Raw genomic sequence first — 20,593 nt, 5'->3', positions numbered from 1 at the left:
CGCGGACCCGCGGCGTTCACCGGATCGGCTCGTCCCCGAAGACGGTCGTGCGGAGCAGTTCGCGGGGCGAGTCCGGCGGGTAGGGCGCGGCGCGGTGGACCACGCCGGTGTTGTCCCAGATGACGGTGTCCCCCACCGACCACTCGTGGCGGTAGACGCGGCCGGGCGCGGTCGTCCGGGCGAGCAGGTCCTCCAGCAGCGCCCGGCCCTCGCTCACGTCCATCCCGATGACGTGATCGGCATGGACGCCGACGACGAGCGACCTGCGGCCGGTGCGGCGCGTCCACACCAGCGGATGGGTCGAGGTCGGCCGCGCCCGCCAGCGTTCGAGCTGCTCGGGCGTGGGGTCGGGGTGGACGCGGCGCTGCGACGCCTCCAGCGTGTGCACGACGCGCAGGGAGCCGAGCCGCTCCCGCTCCTCGTCGCCGAGCGCCTCGTAGGCGGCGTAGGTGCTGGCGAACTCCGTCTCCCCGCCGCCCGCGGCGACCTCCTTGGCGCTGAGGACGGTGGCCTTCTGCGGCGGCTCGCCGTGCAGCGGCGTGCAGCCGTCCATGTGCCACGCGAAGGTGGCCTTCAGGTAGTCGGCGGAGGCGTTCTTCGCCTTGTCGAGGGTCACCCGGTAGATCCCGCGGACGGGGTGGTGCCCCCGCTCGTAGTCGATCTCGCCGAGCCGCCGCGCGAAGGCGACCTGGTCCTCCGGGCCGAGGTGGAGGCCGCGGAAGACCAGGACGCCGTACCGGTCCAGCGCCGCCGTGACGGCCTCCGCCACCGCGCCGTCCCGGACCAGCCGCCCCGCGTCGACGCCGCGGACCTCGGCGCCGACGGTCGCGGCGAGAGGGACGCAGCCGATCGTCGTCGTCACGGGGTGGGCTCCAGGTGGCGGTCGAAGTAGGCGGTGCCGGAGTCGATGACCTTGGGCTGCTGCCACACCTCGACGGGCAGCGACACCATGATCAGCGAGTAGACGAGGCGGAGCAGGTTCAGCTCCCGCTCGGGCAGCTCGTGCAGCGAGAACTTGTCCAGATGCGCCATGGCATCGCGGACGCGGGGGTACATCGCGTCGTAGAACGCCTGCATCTCCGTCATCGTGCTGTTCAGCCGCTCGGCGTACCGGGCCGCCTCGGTCGCGATGCACCACTTGGCGGCGAAGGGCTCGCAGTCGGCGAACTCGTCCGGAAGCATCGTGTCGCTCACGCCGGCACCCTCTTCCCGTCCCGCAGGTACGACCGCACCCAGTCGTCGACGACCTTGTGCAGGTGCCGGACCGTCACCTCCTGGTCGCACAGCGGGTACCGGTCGATCACTCGCGATTCGAGGCCCATCTGGGTGCCGTCGAGGGTGCCCGCGTCCTGGAGGCCGGCCTCCTTGGACACGACCGCGGTGACCTCGTGCCGGATCCGCTCGCTCGCGTTCCGCGACGGCGGGAAGTAGTACGACATCTCCCATTGGTGCGTGTTGTGGGACGTCGGCCAGTACTGGTACGTGAGGTACCAGCCCCGCTCGTAGACCAGGATCACGAAGTTGGGGAAGATCTGGAAGTTCGAGATCGACCAGGGGTCGAGCCCGCCGGGGTTGAGTCCCGCCGGCAGGTTCGCGGGGTCGAGCTCGGGGAGGTCCGGGCGCTCCCACGGGCCCATGAGGCCGGACTCGGTGACGTGCTCGATCGGGTACATCTGGTCCGGCGGCGTCATGTGCCGGGGCACGCCCTTCCAGCCGCCGGTGCTGACCAGCCGGTGCGGCCCGTCCATCTGGAAGTGCGGCACCTTGAAACCGGTCTGGAAGCTTCGCAGCGCCGGGACCTGCTGCTGCGAATGCAGGATCGGCGCGTGGTAGTACTCCTGGAACGCGTCGAGGAAGATCTTCCAGTTGCTCAGGAGGTTCGCCTTGAACGCGTACCGCTCGGTGAGCAGGTGGAACGGATACCCTTCGAGTCCGCGCACCATCGGACCGAGGAATTCCAGCAGCGACTGGCTCGGCTCGTCGGCCAGATTGACGAAGACGAACCCTTCCCAGACCTCGCAGTGCACCGCGGCGAGCGGGAATTCGGCCTTGTCGAAATCGAAGTACTCCTCCTCCTGCAGGACGAACTTCAGCGAGCCGTCCAGGCCGTACCGCCAGCCGTGGTACTTGCACATGAACTCGCGGCACACGCCCTTGGTCTCGTCCCGCGGCGTCTCGCCCCACAGCAGCTTGTTGCCGCGGTGGCGGCACACGTTGTGGAAGGCGCGGACCCGGCCGTCGAGGCCGCGCGTGACGATGAGCGAGGTCTTGGCGACGTCGAGGTCCTTGGTGAAGAAGCTGCCCTTGCGGGGCAGCTGCTCGACCCGGCCGACGTTGAGCCACGCCCGCCGGAAGATCGCCTCGCGTTCCAGCTCGTAGAACTCCGGCGAGATCGAGTCCTCGTACGACACGAGGCGGGTGCCCATCTCCGGAACCCGCCCGGTCCAGCTGGCCTCCGCCGGTTTCCCGGAGCGCGCCATGGCCGATCCTCCCGTTCTGAGTCCGTGCCCGATGACATCTGGTCACGATGTTCATCGACTGACTAACATGACCTGGATAACACGACACGGACCGGAGCCGCAAGGGCGCGTTTCCGGAAGAGGAGCGTCCATGGACGAGCGGAAAGAGCTGTTCATCGGGGGCGAATGGACCGCCCCGGGCACCGGCCGGCACATCGAGGTGATCTCGCCGCACACCGAGCGGCCCCTGGCCCGCGTGGCCGCCGCGGGCGTCGCCGACGTCGACCGCGCCGTCGCGGCGGCACGGCGGGCGTTCGACGAGGGTCCGTGGCCGCGCACCGGCCCCGCGGAGCGCGTCGCGATCGTCCGCCGGCTGGCCGCGCTCTACGGCGAACGCCGCGACGAGCTGGCCGGCCTCATCACGGCGGAGCTGGGCGCCCCGATCTCCTTCGCCAAGCGCGCGCAGGTCGCGCTTCCCTGGTCGATGATGGGCGCGCTCGCCGACATCGCCGAGAAGCATCCGTGGCAGGAGAATCGGCCCGGCGTGTACGGGCGGGACGTCGTCCTGCGCAGGGAACCCGTCGGCGTCGTCGCCGCGGTGGTCCCGTGGAACATGCCGCAGTTCCTCACGGTCGCCAAGCTCGTCCCGGCGCTGCTCGCGGGCTGTACCGCCGTCCTCAAGCCGGCGCCGGAGTCACCGCTCGACGCGCTGCTGCTCGCCGAGCTGATCGAGAAGGCCGGCGTCCCGCCGGGCGTCGTGAGCGTCCTGCCCGCCGACCGCGACACGAGCGCGTACCTCGTCGCCCACCCGGGCGTCGACAAGGTCTCCTTCACCGGGTCGACCGCGGCGGGCCGGCAGGTCGCGGCGGCGTGCGCGGCCAACCTCACCAGGGTCGGCCTCGAGCTCGGCGGGAAGTCGGCGGCCATCGCGCTGGAGGACGCCGACCCCGCGGCGGTCGCCACCGCCGTCCGCTTCTCGGGCATGGGGATGGCCGGCCAGATCTGCAACGCCCTCACCCGCGTCCTCGTGCCCGCGGACCGCGCCGGCGAGCACGCCGAGGCGCTCGCGGCGACGCTGTCGGCCATCCGGATCGGCGATCCCGCCGACCCGCGGACCGAGATGGGACCGCTCGTGTCCGCGCGGCAGCAGCGGCGGGTGCGGCACTACATCGACACCGGCGTCCGCGAAGGCGCCCGGCTCGTCACCGGCGGCACGGGCATGCCGGAGGGCGTGCGGCGCGGATGGTACGTGCGGCCGACCGTGTTCGACGGGGTCGAGCCGTCGATGACGATCGCCCGCGAGGAGATCTTCGGCCCGGTGATCGCCGTGATCCCGTACCGGGACGAGGACGAGGCCGTCCGCATCGCCAACGACTCGGAGTACGGCCTGGCCGGCTCGGTGTTCACGGCCGACGTCGAGCGCGGGCTCGGTGTGGCCGCCCGGGTGCGCGCCGGCACGTTCGGCGTGAACCAGGGGTATTCGATGGACCCGGCGGCGCCCTTCGGCGGCGTCAAGGCCAGCGGTTATGGCCGCGAACTCGGCCGCGAGGGCCTCGACGGCTACCTGGACGTCAAGTCGATCTCGATCGCGGCCCCGTGAGAGCGGGCCTGTGAGAGCGGGCCGTGAGGGCGGGCCCTTGAGAGCGGGTCCGGGGCCGCCCGGGGCGGGACGTCAGGGCAGCTTGATGAAGGACATGTACATCTCGAGGACCGGCCGGTACAGGTCGACGTCGTCCAGCCGGCTGCCGAGCACGACGGAGTCGCTCGTGGCGATGAGCACCTGCGCGAACGTCAGCGCGGGGATCAGCAGCGTCCCGCCGATGCGGTCGATGCCCTCCATGATGGACTCCGCCAGCGCCTCGGCCACCTCCAGCCTCTTGGCCTCCACCCGCTGCCTCGCCTCGGGATTGCGGAGCAGGTACAGGGTGAACTCGTGGCCCAGGGCGGCGTGCTCGGCGCCGCGCTCCCGGCTGAGCTGGCGCCACCGCCGGGCCACCTCGTCGAGTTCGCGCGCGCCCACTTCGGTGATCGCCGAGATCACTTCGGCGAAGTCGTCGAAATAGCGGCGCCAGTGCCGGTCGCTGACCGCCAGGAAAAGGTCTTCCTTGGTGCCGAAGTGTTTGTAGATCGCGCCTTTCGTGAAGCCGGCGGCATAAGCGATGTCGTCGAGCGTCGCCTGCGTGAAACCCTTTTCGGCGAACACCTCCTCCGCCGCGTCCACGAGCAGCGAACGGGTGTGGTCGCGGCGCCGCTCCCTCGTCCAACGCTCAACCATGCCGTCGATTATGCCAGGTCCGGCGGGCCGTCCGGCGCCCGTCCGCGCGCCGGTCCGGCGCCCGTGACCCCGGCATCGGCCGTCACTTCGGTTTCGGTGCGGCGAGCCGCCGGAGCGCGGCAAGGAACAACTCGTCCATTCGGGGGCTCAGCTCGGCGAGGGTCGCGGCGCTCGCGTGGCTCGCCGGGCCGAAGACGCGTTCGAGCGCGTCGACGGTCGTGGTCGCGCCGATGGAGAGACAGAGGCAGGCCACGCCGTCGGCGTGAAGTTCTTCGAGGGCTTTTCGGACGTCGGCCTCCGCGTATCGGCCTTCGTAGCCATTGTCATAGGGAAAACCGTCCGAAAGGACGATCAGCAGGCGGTGGGGCGTACCGGCCTCGGTTTTGAGGATCTCGGCCGCGCCCCGGATTCCGGCGCCGAGGCGCGTATAGCCGGACGGCTGGAGCCGGGCGAGCCGCGCCCGGCCGACGGCGTCGAAACGCTGCCCGAACGCTTTCACGGCGGGCAGCTGAACGGCGTGCCGGCCGTGCGACCTGAAGGCATGGACGGCGACGCGGTCGCCGAGTTCCTCGAGCGTCGCGGCCAGGGTGGCCGCCGCCCGGCGCTGGTGGTCGTGCACGGCGAGACCGCCCGGATCGGCGTCGGTGGCGGACCCGGAGGCGTCGAGCAGGATCAGGACGCCGAGATCGCGCGCGATCTTCCGGCGGTCCAGGTAGACGTGCTCCGGCGGCGAGTGGCCGGAGCGCACGTCCACGAACAGGTCGATGAGCGCCTCGACGTCGATCTCGTCGCCGTCGCGGCGGCCGCGCAGGATCGCCGGGCCGAGGCCGACGCGGGACAGCCGCCGGCGGAGCACGTCGTCGCGCGGGACCGCGGCGGCGGAGATGTCGGCGGCGGCGGTCAGCGGGAAGCCGATGACCCGGCACCAGTCGGGGCGGTACCGGCCGGCGTGCACGTCCCATTCCGGGTGGAGGGCCCCGCCCACGCCGATCGCGGCTCCGGGCCTGTCGTCGTCGGTGAAGCGGATGCGGGTGGAAAGCGAGCGGGCGTGCCGTCCGACCTCGTCCGTCCGCCGGACCGAGCGGACCTTCGCCTCCGCTCCCGCGGCGCCGTCCGCCGAGGCCCGCGAGCCGCCGAGCAGCTTCCGGAAATAGTCGGTGAGGGTCCGCGAGGCGATCAGCGGATTCTCGAACAGTTTCAGGATCCTGCTTTCCCGGGACTGCTCCCGGTCGCCGTCGTCATCGGCCTCGGGCAGATCGATCGGGTCGAATTCCAGCCGCACCTCTTTGTCGGTGGCGCGCGCGCCGGGCCCGGCGGGGGCGGACAGCAGCCGGGACGGTTTGATGGCGCCGAACCATTCCGGCGGGTCGGGCACCGCCGCCCGACCTCTGGCGAATTCGAGCGACTCGTGGGCGGTCGTCGTGCTCGGGTTCCCGTCGAGGCCGAGGTCGGCCGCGACCGGATAGCGTCCGGCCAGGCCCGCGAGTACCCGGCGGCCTTCGAGCGCCAGGTAACGGCGCGCTACGGACGGACGCGCCCAGAGAGCCTTGACCCATCGCTGGTCCAGGCTCCCGGCACCGAGCAGGGCGCTCTGCACCAGCACTTCGCTGCGCTGCCGGGCGGCGGAACCGTCGGCGGAGACGAAGATGACCCGGCCGTTCGTGTGGGCGGCCTCGCCGGCCCGCGCCTCGGCGACGTCGACGGCCCTGCCCGCGACGGAGGCGGCGAGGAACCGGAAACGCTCGGGGCCGCTCGGGTCGGCCGCGGTCATGGCCGCGGCAGGACGGCGTCGGCGAGTTCGCCCAGGGCCCGGACGACGTCCGGATCGTCGGAGAGGGTCTGCACGATGGCGGACCGCGCCGCGACGCGCAGGCTCAGCCCCTGCGCGACGAGGCACCCCGCGAGGATCAGCATCCGCGTCGAGGCCGCCTCCCGCAGCGGCGAGCCGTCCAGATTCCGGATGGCGTTGCCGAGCCGCACCAGCGCCTCCGCGGTCTCCGCGCCGATCCCGGCCTCGCGGGCGACGATCTGCGCCTCGGCCTCGGCGGGCGGGAAGCCCAGCTCGATCGCGACGAAACGCTGCCGGGTCGACTCCTTGATGTTCTTCAGAACGCTCTGGTAGCCGGGGTTGTACGAGATCACGAGCTGGAACCCGGGCGCCGCCCGCAGGGTCGTGCCGAGCCGGTCGACGGCCAGCTCGCGGCGGTGGTCGGCGAGCGGGTGGATGACCACGATGGTGTCCTGGCGCGCCTCCACGACCTCGTCGAGGTAGCAGATCGCGCCCTCGCGCACGGCGCGGGTCAGGGGCCCGTCCACCCAGACCGTCTCCCCGCCCTTGAGCAGGAACCGGCCCACCAGGTCCGCCGACGTCATGTCCTCGTGGCCCGCGACGGTGATCAGCTCGCGGCCGAGCTCGTGCGCCATGGCCTGCACGAAGCGGGTCTTCCCGCATCCCGTCGGCCCTTTCAGCAGCACCGGGAGGCCGCCGCCGGCCGCCGCGCGGAACACCTCCTCCTCGTCCCCCACCGCGCGGTAGAACGGCGCGTCCGGCGCGGACTGGACGGCGACGGATCCGTCGGTCAGCATCTCAGTGCCCCTTGTCGAAAGGAACGATCGTCGGGAGCTTCCCGTCCTTCGGCGGAACGACCTTGCCGTCCGGGCCGATGGTGGCGGAGCCGTCGCGCGTCGTCGGCAGGGCGGGGTCGGGGCACAGCCGGCCCGTCCCGTCACCGCAGATCCCCGACGTGAAGTACGAGCGCTTCTGGATGTCCGTGGGCCAGGAATCGGCGTGCATGGCGAACCATTGCACGGGGACGTTGTAGAACACGAAGAAGAACGCGCTGCACGCCGCGAATATCGCCAGGAAGCGCGTGAACTGCTGTCTCGTCGGCCCGCCACGGACGCGGTCCAGTCCGCGCTCCACGAACGTCCGGCCGCGGTCGTCGGTGAAATAGCGCAGCGCGCACAGACCCGCCTGGACGCCGCCCCACATAAGGCCTTCGTAGATCGGCCATTGGTAGTAGTGGCCGGCGTTGATGCTCAGGGACCTGATCGCGCCGGGATAGGTGAAGAGCCCCATCGGCATGAGGAACAGGCCCTCCATGACGAGGTCGAAGAAGAACGACCACGCCACCAGGACGCCGATCAGCCCGACGTTGCTGATCCCCGGCCATCGCGCCTTGACCCGGCGCATCACCCAGCAGCCGAGAATGGTGCACAGCAGCACCCCGTAGGAGTAGCCCGGCGCGTTCATCAGCAGCGGCTCGGCCAGCATGTGGCCCGGTTCGCCGAACGACTGCCAGCCCGGGATGTCCTGCGTCCACGAGCCCATGTTCCAGAGCCAGCTGTTGTAGGTGCACCACGTGTTGAAGTAGTCCAGGAGCGGATCCTGGAAGAACAGCAGGCCGCAGGACACCAGCAGCATCCCGTCGAGCGTGATCCGCCGTTCCCGCCGCCAGGGCCTGACGATGAAGAAGTACACGCCGACCGGCAGGCCGAGCAGCGTCACGCCCGTCCAGGTGATGAGGACCGCCTTCATCAGCGTCGGCGGATCGCTCGGCCCGGTGGGCACCCGTTCGAAATGGGATCCGGTGATCCACCGGATCCACACGTAGAGCTGGAAGACCAGGATCGCGCCGCCGATGACGGCCCAGATCCGCACGGGCTTCGACGGGGCCTGGACCTGCGCGCCGAGCGAGGCCGTGTCGAGGGATTCGGTGATGGCGGGCGCGTTCGTCTTTTCCGACTGTCCGCTCACGAGACTCTCCTTCTGAGTCGCCGCAGTCCGCCGGACGGGAACGGGCACCGCCGCTCCACCGTTCGGCATCCTGCCGACCACAAAGATACTCACGAGAATCTTTTAGGGGAAGTGGTATCCGAGTTCGCTCGGCGAGCGGCGACGCGATCGTCAGCCGAGTTCGGCGATGGGCGCCGGATAGGCCGGCCCGGGGCCCTGCCCGGCGGGGAGCGTCCAGGGACGGTGCACGCGCGGTCCTTCGATGCCGGCGAGTTCGGGGACGTACCTGCGGACGTACTCGCCCCGCGGATCGAAGCGCGACGCCTGGCGCAGCGGGTTCATGGCCTGCCCCGGCCGCGTGCTGTTTCCGGTCCCGGCGACCCATTGCCAGTTCCCGGCGTTGTCGGCGACGTCGCCGTCCGCGAGCCAGTCGTTGAAGTGGCGGAGCCCAGCCCGCCAGTCGATCCCGAGGGTCCTGGTGAGGAACGACGCGGTGATCAGGCGTGCGCGGTTGTGCATGAAGCCCTCCCGCCGCAGCTGCCGCATCCCGGCGTCGACGATGGGGACCCCGGTCATGCCGTCGATCCAGGCGGCCAGCGCGTCCTCGTCCCGGTTCCACCCGCCCCGGCGCGGCCGGTACTCCTTCCTCGGAAGGTCCGGGAAGGCGGCGGCGACCTGGTGGTGGAAGTCGCGCCAGGCGAGCTGACGGCGGAACGCGGCGGGGCCCGCCTCGGCCAGTTCCCTCGGCGAGACGCACCCGAACTTGATGTACGGGCTGAGCCGCGACGTCCGGTCGGCGGCGAGGTCGTCGCGGTCCTCGTCGTAGCCGGCGGCGGCCCCGTCCAGCCAGCGCGCCATGCGCCGCCGTCCCGCCCGTTCACCGCCCTGGGGCAGGTCATGGGACGGCGTCCCCCGCGTCAGGTCGGCGAACTCCGGCAGCGGGCCGCCGCGCGTTCCGGGCGGCAGGCGGACTTCCCGGGGCGCCGCCGCGATCGGACGCCGGCGGCTCGCCTCCCAGGCGCGCCAGTACGGAGTGAACACCCGGTAGTGGTCGCCGCCGGACGGGGTGAGGTCCCCGGGCGGGACGACGGTGATCCCGGGAAGGGCGGTCACCCGGAGCCCGAGTTCGCCGAGCCCCGCGAGGCGGCGCCGCGCGTACGCGGAACGCTCGTCGGCCAGGAACAGCTCCGCCGCGCCCGTCCGCCCGGCCAGGCGGGCGACCTCCGCGACCGGATCGCCGCGCCGCACCACCAGGTCACCGCCGAGACCCCGGAGCGACTCGCGCAGGTCGGCGAGGGCGTCCAGCAGGAAGCGGACGCGGTTGGGCGCGGCGAACGGGCCGCCGAGCAGCGCGTCGTCGAAGACGAACACCGGGACGGTCCGTTCGGCCCGGCACGCCGCGGCGAGGGCGGGATTGTCGTGCACCCGCAGATCGCGGGTGAACAGCATCAGCGAAGTGCTCATCACCGGGTCTTCGGAGCCGGAGGCGCGATCGGCCGCCGCCGGCGGGACGCGGCCTGGTGGGCGAGCCTTCCGGCAGTTCTCACACGGACCTGCTTCCCCTCGCCGGTCCGGCCGAAGCGGCCGCTCCCGCGTGCCTGCCCTTCGTTGCCCGCGGATTTGCCGGCGGATGGTCCGCCAGGCCGGCGCGACCGGCTATGAATGGATCTCGGAGCGACTGCGGGATTCGCGATGACCTGGCCTAACGGCTCCCGCCATGGCACGCGCCGCCGGGACGCGAAGGAGGCGAGAGCTGCCATGCCGTCACCGATGCACGCGACCGAGCAGGACGAGCGGAGCCTCTGGTGGGACGGGGCGCGGCCGCGGCTGGCGGTGTCGAGCTGCTTGCTGGGCGCACCCGTTCGCTACAACGCCGCGCACAGCAGGGACCGGTTCCTCACCGGGTCGCTGTCGCGGCATGTCGACTGGGTGCCGGTCTGCCCGGAGATGGAGATCGGCCTCGGCGCGCCGCGCCCCGCGATGCGGCTGCGCACGGACGGGCACCTCGTCACCAGGGACGGCGGCCACGACCACACCGAGGCGATGGCCGCGCTCGCCGAACGCCGGCTCCCCGGCCTCGCGGACATCGACGGGTACGTGCTGAAGTCCCGCTCGCCCAGCTGCGGGCTGTTCAAGCTGCCGCGCCACGCGTCCGGACGTCCCGGCGAGCGCACCGACGGCCAGCCGGTCGACCGCGAGGGCCGCGGCGTCTTCGCCGCCCTGCTGCTGGAGGCCTATCCGGACCTGCCCGTGGAGGAGAGCGGCCGGCTCAACGACCCGGTGCTGCGCGAGCACTTCGTCGAGCGCCTGTTCGCCCAGGCCAGGCTCCGCGCCCTCTTCGCCGCCGCCTGGCGGCCCCGTGACCTCGTCGCCTTCCACAGCCGCCACAAGATGCAGCTGCTCGCCCACACGCCGGACGGCTACCGCGAAACCGGGCGGATCGTCGCCCGCGCGGGCGAACTGCCGCAAGAGGACCTGGAACGCGGCTACCGCCGCGCGTTCACCGCCGCCCTCGCCGTCCGCGCCGGACGCGGCCGCCACACCAACGCCCTGCAGCACGTGCTCGGCTTCATCAGCGAAAGCCTCGACCCGACACGCCGACACGACATCCTCGCCGCGATCGATTCCTACCGGGAAGGGCGGGCGCCGCTGAGCGTCCCCGTCGCGCTGCTGCGCCACCACGCCGAAGGCGAGAATCTCGACTACATCGCGGGCCAGACCTACCTGGCCCCGTTCCCCGACGACCTGCTCCTCCGGCACAACCTATGACCGGCACGCCCAGGACGACGCCGCCGCCCGCCGGAACGGGCGACGGGAGCCTGTGCCTGGTGACCGGGGCCAGCGGCTACATCGGCGGCCGGCTGGTGCCGGAACTGCTGGACGCCGGCTACCGCGTGCGGTGCATGGCGCGCTCCCCGCGGCGGCTGCGCGACCATCCCTGGGCGGACCGCGTGGAGATCGTCCAGGCCGACGCGACCGACCCGGAGTCGACCCGCCGGGCGCTGGAGGGCGTGCGGGTCGCCTACTACCTGATCCACGCGATCGGCGGGGCGGGCGGGTTCGGCGAGACCGACCGCCGCTCGGCCCGCACGTTCGCCGCCGCGGCCCGGGACGCCGGCGTCGGGCGGCTGGTGTACCTCGGCGGGATGGACCCGGACGAGGACCTGTCCCCGCACCTGCGGTCCCGGGCCGAGGTCGGCCGGATCATGCTGGACGCCGGGGTGCCCGCCGTCTGGCTGCGCGCCGCCGTGATCATCGGGTCGGGCTCGGCGTCCTTCGAGATGCTGCGGTACCTGACCGAGCGGCTCCCGGTGATGGTCACCCCGCGCTGGGTCCACTCGCGCATCCAGCCGATCGCGATCCGGGACGTCCTGCACTACCTCGTGGCGTCCGCCGCGCTCCCCGCCCGGGTCAGCCGGGGCTTCGACATCGGCGGGCCGGACGTGCTGACCTACCGGGAGATGATGCGGCGGTACGCCGCCGTCGCCGGGCTCAGGCCGCGCCTCGTCGTCCCGGTGCCCGTGCTGAGCCCGTGGTTGTCGAGCCTGTGGGTCGGGGCGATCACGCCCGTCCCGGGCCGCCTGGCGCGCCCGCTGGTGGAGTCGCTGCGCAACGAGGTGATCTGCCGCGAGCACGACATCGCCCGGTACGTCCCGCCGCCGGACGAGGGCCTCGCCGGGTTCGAGCGCGCGGTGTCCCTCGCGCTGCGCCGCGTCCGCGAGGCGGACGTCGCGACCCGCTGGTCGTCGGCGAGCGTCCCCGGCGCGCCCAGCGACCCGCTGCCCACCGACCCGGACTGGGCCGGCGGCAGCCTCTACACCGACGAGCGATCCCGCCCCGTGGACGCCCCGCCACAGCGCCTGTGGGAGGTCATCGAGGGGATCGGCGGCGAGCGCGGCTGGTACTCCTTCCCCCTGGCCTGGCGCGCCCGCGGGCTCCTGGACCGGCTCGTGGGCGGGGTGGGCCTGCGGCGCGGCCGCCGCGACCCGCGCCGGCTCCGGATCGGGGAGACGGTCGACTTCTGGCGCGTGGAGGAGATCGAGCCCGGACGCCTCCTGCGGCTGCGCGCCGAGATGCGCGTCCCCGGATTAGCCTGGCTGGAGCTGAGCGTGTCGGAACGCGACGGCCGCGTCCGCTATGCCCAGCGCGCCCTGTTCCATCCCCGGGGGCTGCTCGGGCACTGCTACTGGTGGGCGTTCAAACCGTTCCACAACCGCGTCTTCGGCGGGATGTGCCAAGGCATCGCCCGCGCCGCAGAACGCGACGGTGACGCGCCGCCGAGTGCGCCGGCGAAGAGCCGGAACGGTCGCCGCGCGCTGCGGTGACCGCCCCGGACCATGCCGCGCCCGGGATCGGTAGTCGGCCGCGGGAGTTGCATGCCCTCGCAGGTCAGCCCGTCGGCGCCGCCCGGCGCAGGACGTTGGCGGCGTGGCGCATGTGGGCGGCGTCGACGAGGCGTCCGTCGCGGCCGATGGCGCCGGTGCCGTCTGCAGCGGCCTGCTCGTAGTCCGCCATGACCGCCTTGGCCTGCGCGATCTCCTCGGTGGTCGGGGTGAAGACTTCGTGGGCGATGGGGATCTGGCTGGGGTGGATGGCCCATTTGCCGTCGAAGCCGAGCAGGGCGGCGTGGGTGGCGGCTCTGCGGTAGCCGTCGGGGTCCTGATAGGCGGGGTACGGCGCGTCGATGGCGTCGATGCCGGCGGTGCGGGCGGCGGTGAGGACCTGGGCGCGGGCGTGGTGCCAGAAGTCGCCGGGGTAGTCGCCGAGCGGGTCGAAGTTGCCGTCGACCCGGGCGCGCAGCGAGGCCGACAGGTCCCCGGCGCCGAAGATGACCGCTTCAAGGCGGTCGCCGGCGCGGGCGATCTCGACGGCGTTGGCGAGCCCTTCGGCTTCCTCGATGAGCACTTCGATCCCGATCCGCTTGTGCAGGGCGAGTTTGTGTTCGAGCTGGGTGAGCAGGACGTCGAGCCACCACACGTCGCGGGCGGTGCGCGCCTTGGGCAAGATGATCACATCGAGCGCGTCGCGGGCCCCGGTGACGACCTCGATGACGTCGTCGTGGCACCAGGGGGTGTCCAGGCCGTTGACGCGGACGGCGCGCACGGTGCGTCCCCAGTCCAGCCCGGTCAGCGCGGCGACCGCGACGCCGCGCGCCCGCTCCTTGGCGGCCGGGGCGCAGGCGTCCTCCAGGTCGAGGAAGACCAGGTCGGCGCCCGACTGCGCCGCCTTGGCGCACATGTGCTCGTCGCTGGCCGGGGTCGCCAGTTCCGACCTGCGGGCTCTGGGCTCGGGCATCAGATCACTCCTTGCTCGCGCAGGTCCGCGATCTCGGCGGGGTTCAGGCCGAGCAGGTCGCGGTAGACGTGGTCGTTGTCGGCGCCGAGCCGGCGGCCGAGGTGGGTGATGCGTCCCGGGGTGGCGCTGAGTCTCGGCACCGGGGCCTGGACGGTCATGCGGCCGAGGTCGGGGTCGTCCACGGTCCGGAAGGTGCCGCGGGCGCGCAGGTGCGCGTCGGCGAGCAGCGCGGGCGCGTCGTACACAGGTGCCGCGGTCACTTCGGCGTCCTCGAACACGGCCATCGCCTCCTCCAGCGTGCGGCCCGCGACCCACCCGGCGACCAGCTCGTCCACCTCGACGGCCCGCTCCTGCCGCCGGACGGGGTCGATGTAGTCGGGGTGCTCGGCCAGGTCGGGGCGGTCGATGGCGCGGAAGACACGCACCGCGATGCTCGGCGACGCGCTGGAGATCGCCAGCCACCGGCCGTCGCTGGTGCGGTAGGCGTTGCGCGGGGCGCTGGCGTCCAGCCGGTTGCCCATCCTGGCCCTGATGGTGCCGAGCTGGTCGTAGGCGAGCGTCGCGGACTCGATGAGGCGTGCGAGCGGTTCAAGGAGGCTGACGTCCACGAGCTGACCGTCCGCGCCGTGGACGTCGCGGTGGTAGAGCGCCATCATCACCGCGTAGGCGGCGGTGAGCCCGGCGATGCCGTCGGCCAGCATGAACGGCGGCAAGGTCGGCGGCCCGTCGGCCGGGCCGGTGACGTGCGCGAAGCCGCTCATCGCCTCAGCGAGCGTGCCGTATCCGGGACGGTCGCTCTTCGGGCCGCCTCGCCCGTAGCCGGTGATGTGCGCGACCACGACGTGCGGGTGCGCGGCATGGACCGAGTCGTAGTCGATCCCCCACCGTTCAAGGGCGCTCGGCCTGTTGCCGACCACGAGCACGTCACTGAGGTCGAGCAACCGGTGCAGCAGCCGCTGACCGGCGGGAACGCGCAGATCGAGCGTGACGCACCGCTTGTTCCGGCTGATGCTCTTCCAGACCAGGCCGATGCCGTCCTTCCGGTCGCCCCAGGTGCGCATCGGGTCACCGGTACGCGGCGGCTCGATCTTGATGACCTCGGCGCCGAACTCCCCCAGCACCGTGGCCACCGTCGGCCCCGCGGCGAGGGTGGCCGCCTCGACGACCCGCACGCCTTCGAGCGGCCCCCGCGGCTCAGGCATCGCACCGCTCTTCTGTTCGACCACCTTCGAGTCCTCCGTGATTGCCGGCCGGGGCGGCCGATCTGTTAGCGGCCCGCGAGCCGGGCGACGACGGGCGCGAAGCGTTCCAGTTCGCGCTGCTGGACGGTGATGTAGTTCGCGCCGTAGGTTTCGCGGCGCTGCTGGAGCCGGTCGGTGACCTCGTCGAGGGAGCCGACCAGCACGTTGGGGTGTTCGGGGAGCCCGTCGGGCGGGACGCCCATGATCTTGGCGACGCGGGCGACGGCGGCGCCGGGGTCGTCGGTGACCTCGGTGAAGAACGGGGAGCTTTCGATCTCCAGGCCGGTCAGCCGCTCCCCCGCCGCGTCGCGGACGACGGCGAAGCGGTGCGCGGCTTCTTCGGCGGGTGTGCGGCCGGCGTCGTTCACCGCGTCGAACGGGACGTTGTTGATGCTGACGATGTCGGCTTCGCGGGCGGCGAGCGACAGCACGCGTTTGCGTGCGCCGCCGATCATGATCGGCGGGCGGGGCCGCCGCGCGGGCAGCGGCAGGCCCGCATACCCTGTCGCGGTCGCGAACGGGCCTTGATGGTCGAGGGGTTCGCCGCTCCAGTGCGCTTTGAGGAGCGCGACGACGTCTTGGAGCTTGTCGACGCGGCGGGCCGGGGCTGCGAAGTCGATCCCCATCGCCTGGTATTCGCGTTCGCTCCAGCCGGCGCCGATCCCGAACTCCAGCCTGCCGTCCGACAGCAGGTCGAGGGTCGCCGCCTCCTTCGCCAGGACGGCCGGGACGTGGTAGTCGACGCAGAACACGCGGCAGCCGACCCGGAGCCGCTGCGTCACGGCGGCGGCCGTGGCCATCGCCGCGATCGGCGCGAGGTGCTGCGGCGGCAACCGCGACTCCCGGGCCGCCGGGCCCGGGCCCAGGTAGTGGTCGGCCACGAACAGCGTGGCGTACCCGAGGTCCTCGGCCTTGCGGGCGAGATCGCGCCACTGCGCCCCCGTGGTCGCCTTCGTCGCCTGGACGGCGAACCGAAAAGGATGCATATTTAGCACCGTACGCCAAAACCATGTCGCACAACAGAGGCCCGGCGGGCCGGGCACCGCGGGACGAAGGGACGGCCGATGGTCAAGCGCGCCAGGTACGAGGACTACAAGGACCGCTACCCCAACTACAGCTTCGAGCTGAGCGACGACGGGATCCTGCTGATGCGGTGCCACACCGACGGCGGGAGCCTGGTGTGGGACTGGAAGTCGCACGACGACATGGCCGACGCGTTCGCCGACGTCGCCGGCGACCGCGAGATCAAGCTGCTCATCCACACCGGCACCGGCGCCAACTACAACGCCGACTGGGGCCTGATGCCCGATGGCACGCTGCCCGACCCGCCGGTCTACGACGCCATGCCCGGCCTCCGCGGCCTGCACAAGCTGGACGAGAAGGCCTGGTACAACCGCCAGCTCCAGCAGAACGTCCTGGAGGTGGACGTGCCGATGATCAGCGTGGTCAACGGCCCGTGCAACATCCACTCCGAGGTCCCGCTGATGGGCGACATCGTGCTGGCCTCCGAGGACGCCTACTTCCAGGACGTCTCGCACTTCCCGCGCGGCCAGGTGCCCGGCGACGGGCAGCACGTCATCTGGAGCTTCCTGGTCGGCCACAACCGTGCCCGCTACTTCCTGCTCACCGGCAAGAAGCTGTCCGCGCAGGAAGCCAAGGAGTGGGGCGCGGTCAACGAGGTCCTGCCCAAAGACCAGGTCCTCGACCGGGCGTGGGAACTCGCCCGCGAGCTGATCAAGCGGCCGCCGATGGTGCTGCGCTACACCCGGCAGCTGTTCACCCAGAACCTCAAGCGCGCCTACCTGGAGGAACTCGGCCACGGCCTGGCCCGCGAGACCTACGCCCAGCAGGAGTTCTTCCCCTTCGGCGGCGGCATGGAGCCCCTCGACCGCGCCTGGAACGACAAGCCGTGGTCATGACCGTCACCCGAAAAGACGACATAATTTTGTAGCTTGCGAGAAAAAGTGACTACCATCGCGGCATCGCCACAGCAGGGAGACAGCGCATGACCGAGCTGCAGCAACGCCTATCCACGGGGAGAGGCAAGTTCACCCCGGACTACCCCGACCTCGGCACCGGGCCCGTGGACTATGAGGACGCGATCTCCCCGGAGTTCTTCGCCGCCGAACGCGAGGCGGTGTTCAAGCGGTCCTGGCTGTACGTCGGCCGGTCCGAGCGGCTGCCCCGGCCGGGCACGTTCTTCACCCGCGAACTGCACGGCCTGGCCTCGATCGTGATCGCGCGGCGCCGTGACGGGAAGGTCAACGCCTTCCACAACGTCTGCGCCCACCGCGGCAACAAAGTCGTCTGGCAGGAACACCCGCAAGAGGAGTCCAAGGGCTCGTGCCGCGAGTTCGCCTGCAAGTACCACGGCTGGCGGTACGGCCTGGACGGCCGCGTCACCCACATCACCAACGAACAAGAGTTCTTCGGCCTGGACAAGGACTCCCTGCGGATGCCGCCGGTGCACTGCGAGGAGTTCGCCGGATTCATCTTCGTCAACCTCGCCGACGACCCCGTCCCGCTGCGCAGCTACCTCGGCGACCGCCTCCTCGAACTGGAGGCCTACCCGTTCCACAAGATGACCCAGCACTACGGGTTCTCCGCACCGATCCGCGGCAACTGGAAACTCGCCGTCGACTCGGTCTGCGAGTGGTACCACCCGCCGTACGTCCACGCCCGGTTCATCGCCAAGGACATCGCCAAGGCCGAGAAGCTCGTCCCGCCGGTCGACGCCTACCACTACGACCTGTTCACCCCGCACATGCTCACCTCGGTGCCCGGCCCGCCCCCGCTCCCGCCGCGCGAGCCCGGCACCGCCGGCCCCGCCGAACGCGACCAGATCTGGGTCTACAAGCTGTTCCGCGCCGGGCTGTTCGGCCCCGACGACGTCCCCGACCTCGGTCCCCTCCCCGACTTCCTCAACAAGGGCAACATCCGCTCCTGGGGCAACGACCAGTTCTGGCTGTTCCCCAACCTGTCGGTGCAGATCTGGGCACGCGGGTTCTACATCACCTACACCTACTGGCCCGAAGCGGTCGACAAGCACACCTACGACATCGACCTGTACTTCGTCCCGCCCACCAACGCCCAGGAACGGCTGGCGCAGGAACTCGTCGTCGACAGCACCATCGAGTTCGCCATGCAGGACGTCAACACCATCGAAGCCACCCAGCAGGGCCTGTCCACCCGCGCCAACCAGCAATTCCACCTGTCCGACCAGGAACTGCTCATCCGCAAATTCCACAAGACCGTCCGCGACACCGTCACCGCCCACCAAACCCGCAACACCCACAAGGAGGGCTGATGGCGACCACCACGGCGACCAGCCTGCCCGCCCCGTTCACCGACCTGGAACCCTGGGTCGCCGACTGGGCCCGCCCCACCCGGCAGGAACGCTACGACATGCGCCTGTCCAAGACCTTCGACGAACTGGCCGCCTTCTACGACGCCATCGCACCCCGCGCCGAACAGGCCATCGAATACCTCAACGCACTCGACCTGGACGACCTGCCCGACGACGCCACCCGGCTGCTGCAGCTGCTGTACTCGATGATCCTCGTCTCCTACGCGGTCAACGTGTTCCACCAGCCCCGCATCCCCGACTCCGGCGCCGCCTTCTTCGACACCACCGCCGAACCGGCCGTGTCAACGGGGATCGGACGATGACCACCGCCGCCGCGGTTCGCGGGCGTCCGGGCGGAACCGCCGCGGATAGCCTTCCCGCGTGATGGAAGCCTACGTGGAGACCGAGGTCGACTTCCCGCGCGTCCAGGTCGGGCCGAACCCGCAGCACCTGCTCCTGGGGCTGTTCACCGACTACTGGTTCGGCACCGACGCGTACCTGCCGTCCGCGGCGCTGGTCGAGCTGCTCACCGAGTTCGCCAACACGCAGGCGAGCGCCCGGGCCGCGATCGCGCGGCTCGCCCGGCGGGACCTCCTTGAGGCGACGAAGACCGGCCGGCGGACGTTCTACCGGATGACGCCGGGTGCTGCGCGCGCGCTGGAGCAGACCCAGCGGCGCGTCGTGGAGTTCCGCGCCGGGGACCGGGCGTGGGACGGCTCCTGGACGACCGTCCTGTTCTCGGTCCCCGACGAGCAGCGCGACCTGCGGTACGTCATCAGGACGCGGCTGCGCTGGCTCGGTTACGCCCCTCTCTACGACAGCGTCTGGGTGTCGCCGCACGCCGACCGGGACCAGACCGTCGAGCTCCTGGAGAACCTGGGAGTGGGGCACGCGACCGTCCTGCGCGCCGAGGTGACGTACGCGGCCGGGCCCGGCGACCCGCTCGCCGCCTGGGACGTCGAGGCGATCGCCGCGCGCTACGAGGCGTTCATCGCCGAGCACGAGCCGCTGCTCCACCGCGTCGAGCACGGCCAGGTCGGGACCGCGGAGGCGCTCGTGGCCCGGACGGACGTCAAGGACGCCTGGCGCGAGCTGGTCAGCCTCGACCCGGAACTGCCGGAGAGCCTGCTCCCCCGCCCGTGGCCGGGCCGGCAGGCGCGCGGCCTGTTCGCCGGGGTCTACGACGGGCTCGGGCCGCTGGCGGAGGCGCGCGTCCGCCAGATCATCGCCAGGCACGACGCGGCACTCGCCCGGATGACGCGGCATCGCACCACCACGAGCGCGCCGCCGGACCTGACGCAAGGAAGCACACCATGACGGACAACGCAGGACGGCTCACCGGCAAGGTCGCCGTAATCACCGGCGCGGGGTCGGGGATCGGGCGGTCGATGGCGGTCCTGTTCGCGGAGCACGGCGCGAAGGTCGTGTGCGCGGACCGCAGCGGACGGCAGGACGACGTCGCCGCGGAGATCGGCGACGCGGCCATCGCGGTACACGCCGACGTGTCCGCCGCCGCCGACGTGCGCGCCATGATCGAGGCGGCGGAACGCCGTTTCGGGCGGCTCGACGTGCTGTGCAACAACGCCGGCTTCGGCGGCCCCCGCAAGCCCATCACCGAGCAGGACGAGAGCACCTTCGACGACGTCATCGCGGTGAACCTCAAGGGCGTCTTCCTCGGCATGAAGTACGGGATCGCCGCGATGCTGCGCACCGGCGGCGGCTCCGTCGTGAACACCGCGTCCTCCGCCGGGCTCGTCGGGTGGAAGGAGCACTCGGTGTACGCGGCGGCCAAGGGCGGCGTCGTCCAGATGACCAAGAGCGCCGCGCTCGACTACGCCGAGCAGGGCGTGCGGGTCAACGCGATCTGCCCCGGCATGACGTGGACGGGGCTCGCGGGCGCGTCCGAGAAGAACCCGGAACCGCCGCCGGACATGCCGATGCGCGTCCAGCCGATGAACCGGTGGGGGTTGCCATCCGAACTCGCCGCCGCCGCGCTCTTCCTCGCCGGGGACGAGTCGTCGTTCGTCACCGGCGCCGCCCTCCCCGTGGACGGAGGCTACGTGGCCCGGTGACGGCGGCCCGGCGCTATCGTCGGGATCATGCGCGGACCCAGCGGCGACGCAGGAAGCCGGCGCCGGTGAGCGGCACGCCACCGGACGCGGGCACGCCACCGGACGCGGGCGCGGCGTCGGCATGGGCCGGGAGCGGCGCGATGGCGCTGTCGGGCCGTCCGGACGGCCC

At 71.8% G+C, this 20,593-nt stretch carries 19 protein-coding genes; 8 read left to right on the top strand and 11 right to left on the bottom strand.

The features are described 5' to 3' along the window. Positions 1 to 16: 16 nt before the first annotated feature. The 3 genes from F9B16_RS16245 to F9B16_RS16235 are packed head-to-tail and all read right to left on the bottom strand — an operon-like array spanning position 17 to position 2,480. Positions 17 to 862 (bottom strand): TauD/TfdA dioxygenase family protein, encoded by an 846-nt coding sequence (locus F9B16_RS16245; protein ID WP_151540913.1) that lies wholly within the window; start codon positions 860 to 862, stop codon positions 17 to 19. Continuing rightward, the gene (locus F9B16_RS16240) at positions 859 to 1,194 is read right to left on the bottom strand and encodes a hypothetical protein (protein ID WP_151540912.1); all 336 of its coding nucleotides are present in this window, start codon (positions 1,192 to 1,194) and stop codon (positions 859 to 861) included. The genes F9B16_RS16245 and F9B16_RS16240 overlap by 4 nt, the downstream gene beginning before the upstream one ends. Next, a complete protein-coding gene (locus F9B16_RS16235; RefSeq protein ID WP_151540911.1) occupies positions 1,191 to 2,480 on the bottom strand; it encodes an aromatic ring-hydroxylating oxygenase subunit alpha in 1,290 nt (429 codons plus the stop codon). The genes F9B16_RS16240 and F9B16_RS16235 overlap by 4 nt, the downstream gene beginning before the upstream one ends. A 130-nt stretch (positions 2,481 to 2,610) precedes the next feature. On the opposite strand from F9B16_RS16235, the gene F9B16_RS16230 reads away from it, so the two are divergent. Continuing rightward, on the top strand, positions 2,611 to 4,059 hold the full coding sequence (locus F9B16_RS16230) for an aldehyde dehydrogenase (RefSeq protein WP_151540910.1): 1,449 nt from the start codon (positions 2,611 to 2,613) through the stop codon (positions 4,057 to 4,059). A gap of 72 nt (positions 4,060 to 4,131) precedes the next feature. Here F9B16_RS16230 and F9B16_RS16225 read toward each other — a convergent pair whose 3' ends face one another. The 5 genes from F9B16_RS16225 to F9B16_RS16205 all read right to left on the bottom strand — a co-directional run bounded on the left by F9B16_RS16225 (position 4,132) and on the right by F9B16_RS16205 (position 9,937). Continuing rightward, positions 4,132 to 4,734, bottom strand: coding sequence for a TetR/AcrR family transcriptional regulator (locus tag F9B16_RS16225; protein ID WP_151540909.1), 603 nt, complete (start codon positions 4,732 to 4,734; stop codon positions 4,132 to 4,134). 82 nt (positions 4,735 to 4,816) lie between these two features. Further along, positions 4,817 to 6,505: a nitric oxide reductase activation protein NorD gene (locus tag F9B16_RS16220; protein ID WP_151540908.1), complete on the bottom strand. Its 1,689-nt coding sequence runs from the start codon at positions 6,503 to 6,505 to the stop codon at positions 4,817 to 4,819. Beyond that, positions 6,502 to 7,320 (bottom strand): CbbQ/NirQ/NorQ/GpvN family protein, encoded by an 819-nt coding sequence (locus tag F9B16_RS16215; RefSeq protein WP_151540907.1) that lies wholly within the window; start codon positions 7,318 to 7,320, stop codon positions 6,502 to 6,504. The genes F9B16_RS16220 and F9B16_RS16215 overlap by 4 nt, the downstream gene beginning before the upstream one ends. 1 nt (position 7,321) lies before the next feature. After that, entirely contained in the window at positions 7,322 to 8,491 is a 1,170-nt protein-coding gene (locus F9B16_RS16210) for a spirocyclase AveC family protein (protein WP_225991672.1), read from the bottom strand. A 150-nt stretch (positions 8,492 to 8,641) separates the two neighbouring features. Beyond that, positions 8,642 to 9,937: a cryptochrome/photolyase family protein gene (locus F9B16_RS16205; protein ID WP_151540906.1), complete on the bottom strand. Its 1,296-nt coding sequence runs from the start codon at positions 9,935 to 9,937 to the stop codon at positions 8,642 to 8,644. Positions 9,938 to 10,228: 291 nt separating this feature from the next. Here F9B16_RS16205 and F9B16_RS16200 point away from each other — a divergent pair, with 291 nt between their 5' ends. Both F9B16_RS16200 and F9B16_RS16195 read left to right on the top strand, forming a co-directional pair. After that, complete coding sequence (locus tag F9B16_RS16200) at positions 10,229 to 11,239, top strand: YbgA family protein (protein ID WP_225991671.1); 1,011 nt, start codon at positions 10,229 to 10,231, stop codon at positions 11,237 to 11,239. After that, a complete protein-coding gene (locus F9B16_RS16195; protein WP_151540905.1) occupies positions 11,236 to 12,795 on the top strand; it encodes an SDR family oxidoreductase in 1,560 nt (519 codons plus the stop codon). The genes F9B16_RS16200 and F9B16_RS16195 overlap by 4 nt, the downstream gene beginning before the upstream one ends. A 64-nt stretch (positions 12,796 to 12,859) precedes the next feature. On the opposite strand, the gene F9B16_RS16190 is transcribed toward F9B16_RS16195, so the two are convergent. From F9B16_RS16190 to F9B16_RS16180, 3 genes are all read right to left on the bottom strand, one after another. Further along, entirely contained in the window at positions 12,860 to 13,765 is a 906-nt protein-coding gene (locus F9B16_RS16190) for an HpcH/HpaI aldolase/citrate lyase family protein (RefSeq protein WP_151540904.1), read from the bottom strand. Beyond that, positions 13,765 to 14,967, bottom strand: coding sequence for a CaiB/BaiF CoA transferase family protein (locus F9B16_RS16185; RefSeq protein ID WP_151540903.1), 1,203 nt, complete (start codon positions 14,965 to 14,967; stop codon positions 13,765 to 13,767). Before F9B16_RS16185 ends, F9B16_RS16190 begins: the two co-directional genes overlap by 1 nt. A 65-nt stretch (positions 14,968 to 15,032) precedes the next feature. Further along, entirely contained in the window at positions 15,033 to 15,992 is a 960-nt protein-coding gene (locus F9B16_RS16180; protein ID WP_151540902.1) for a TIGR03621 family F420-dependent LLM class oxidoreductase, read from the bottom strand. 78 nt (positions 15,993 to 16,070) lie between these two features. On the opposite strand from F9B16_RS16180, the gene F9B16_RS16175 reads away from it, so the two are divergent. From F9B16_RS16175 to F9B16_RS16155, 5 genes are all read left to right on the top strand, one after another. After that, positions 16,071 to 16,925 carry an enoyl-CoA hydratase/isomerase family protein gene (locus F9B16_RS16175; RefSeq protein ID WP_151540901.1) on the top strand — a complete coding sequence of 285 codons (855 nt, stop codon included), beginning with the start codon at positions 16,071 to 16,073 and terminating at the stop codon, positions 16,923 to 16,925. Between the two features lie 86 nt (positions 16,926 to 17,011). Then, positions 17,012 to 18,313, top strand: coding sequence for an aromatic ring-hydroxylating oxygenase subunit alpha (locus tag F9B16_RS16170; RefSeq protein WP_151540900.1), 1,302 nt, complete (start codon positions 17,012 to 17,014; stop codon positions 18,311 to 18,313). Then, a complete protein-coding gene (locus F9B16_RS16165; RefSeq protein ID WP_151540899.1) occupies positions 18,313 to 18,675 on the top strand; it encodes a hypothetical protein in 363 nt (120 codons plus the stop codon). Before F9B16_RS16170 ends, F9B16_RS16165 begins: the two co-directional genes overlap by 1 nt. Positions 18,676 to 18,736: 61 nt before the next feature. Further along, a complete protein-coding gene (locus tag F9B16_RS16160) occupies positions 18,737 to 19,669 on the top strand; it encodes a PaaX family transcriptional regulator (RefSeq protein WP_225991674.1) in 933 nt (310 codons plus the stop codon). Then, positions 19,666 to 20,424, top strand: coding sequence for an SDR family NAD(P)-dependent oxidoreductase (locus F9B16_RS16155; protein WP_151540897.1), 759 nt, complete (start codon positions 19,666 to 19,668; stop codon positions 20,422 to 20,424). Before F9B16_RS16160 ends, F9B16_RS16155 begins: the two co-directional genes overlap by 4 nt. The last annotated feature ends 169 nt before the right edge of the window (positions 20,425 to 20,593 follow it).

The sequence above is a fragment of the Actinomadura montaniterrae genome (assembly GCF_008923365.1).
GTDB lineage: Bacteria > Actinomycetota > Actinomycetes > Streptosporangiales > Streptosporangiaceae > Spirillospora > Spirillospora montaniterrae.
The sequence above is the reverse complement of the archived record's forward strand: the minus strand, read 5'-3'. Positions and strand labels throughout refer to the sequence as shown.

Excerpts from the sequence above, each read along its gene's own strand:
- F9B16_RS16235 (WP_151540911.1), bottom strand. The coding sequence starts at position 2,480 with ATGGCGCGCTCCGGGAAACCGGCGGAGGCCAGCTGGACCGGGCGGGTT.
- F9B16_RS16230 (WP_151540910.1), top strand. The coding sequence starts at position 2,611 with ATGGACGAGCGGAAAGAGCTGTTCATCGGGGGCGAATGGACCGCCCCG.
- F9B16_RS16225 (WP_151540909.1), bottom strand. The coding sequence starts at position 4,734 with ATGGTTGAGCGTTGGACGAGGGAGCGGCGCCGCGACCACACCCGTTCG.
- F9B16_RS16220 (WP_151540908.1), bottom strand. The coding sequence starts at position 6,505 with ATGACCGCGGCCGACCCGAGCGGCCCCGAGCGTTTCCGGTTCCTCGCC.
- F9B16_RS16215 (WP_151540907.1), bottom strand. The coding sequence starts at position 7,320 with ATGCTGACCGACGGATCCGTCGCCGTCCAGTCCGCGCCGGACGCGCCG.
- F9B16_RS16200 (WP_225991671.1), top strand. The coding sequence starts at position 10,229 with ATGCCGTCACCGATGCACGCGACCGAGCAGGACGAGCGGAGCCTCTGG.
- F9B16_RS16195 (WP_151540905.1), top strand. The coding sequence starts at position 11,236 with ATGACCGGCACGCCCAGGACGACGCCGCCGCCCGCCGGAACGGGCGAC.
- F9B16_RS16190 (WP_151540904.1), bottom strand. The coding sequence starts at position 13,765 with ATGCCCGAGCCCAGAGCCCGCAGGTCGGAACTGGCGACCCCGGCCAGC.
- F9B16_RS16185 (WP_151540903.1), bottom strand. The coding sequence starts at position 14,967 with ATGCCTGAGCCGCGGGGGCCGCTCGAAGGCGTGCGGGTCGTCGAGGCG.
- F9B16_RS16180 (WP_151540902.1), bottom strand. The coding sequence starts at position 15,992 with ATGCATCCTTTTCGGTTCGCCGTCCAGGCGACGAAGGCGACCACGGGG.
- F9B16_RS16175 (WP_151540901.1), top strand. The coding sequence starts at position 16,071 with ATGGTCAAGCGCGCCAGGTACGAGGACTACAAGGACCGCTACCCCAAC.
- F9B16_RS16170 (WP_151540900.1), top strand. The coding sequence starts at position 17,012 with ATGACCGAGCTGCAGCAACGCCTATCCACGGGGAGAGGCAAGTTCACC.
- F9B16_RS16165 (WP_151540899.1), top strand. The coding sequence starts at position 18,313 with ATGGCGACCACCACGGCGACCAGCCTGCCCGCCCCGTTCACCGACCTG.
- F9B16_RS16160 (WP_225991674.1), top strand. The coding sequence starts at position 18,737 with ATGGAAGCCTACGTGGAGACCGAGGTCGACTTCCCGCGCGTCCAGGTC.
- F9B16_RS16155 (WP_151540897.1), top strand. The coding sequence starts at position 19,666 with ATGACGGACAACGCAGGACGGCTCACCGGCAAGGTCGCCGTAATCACC.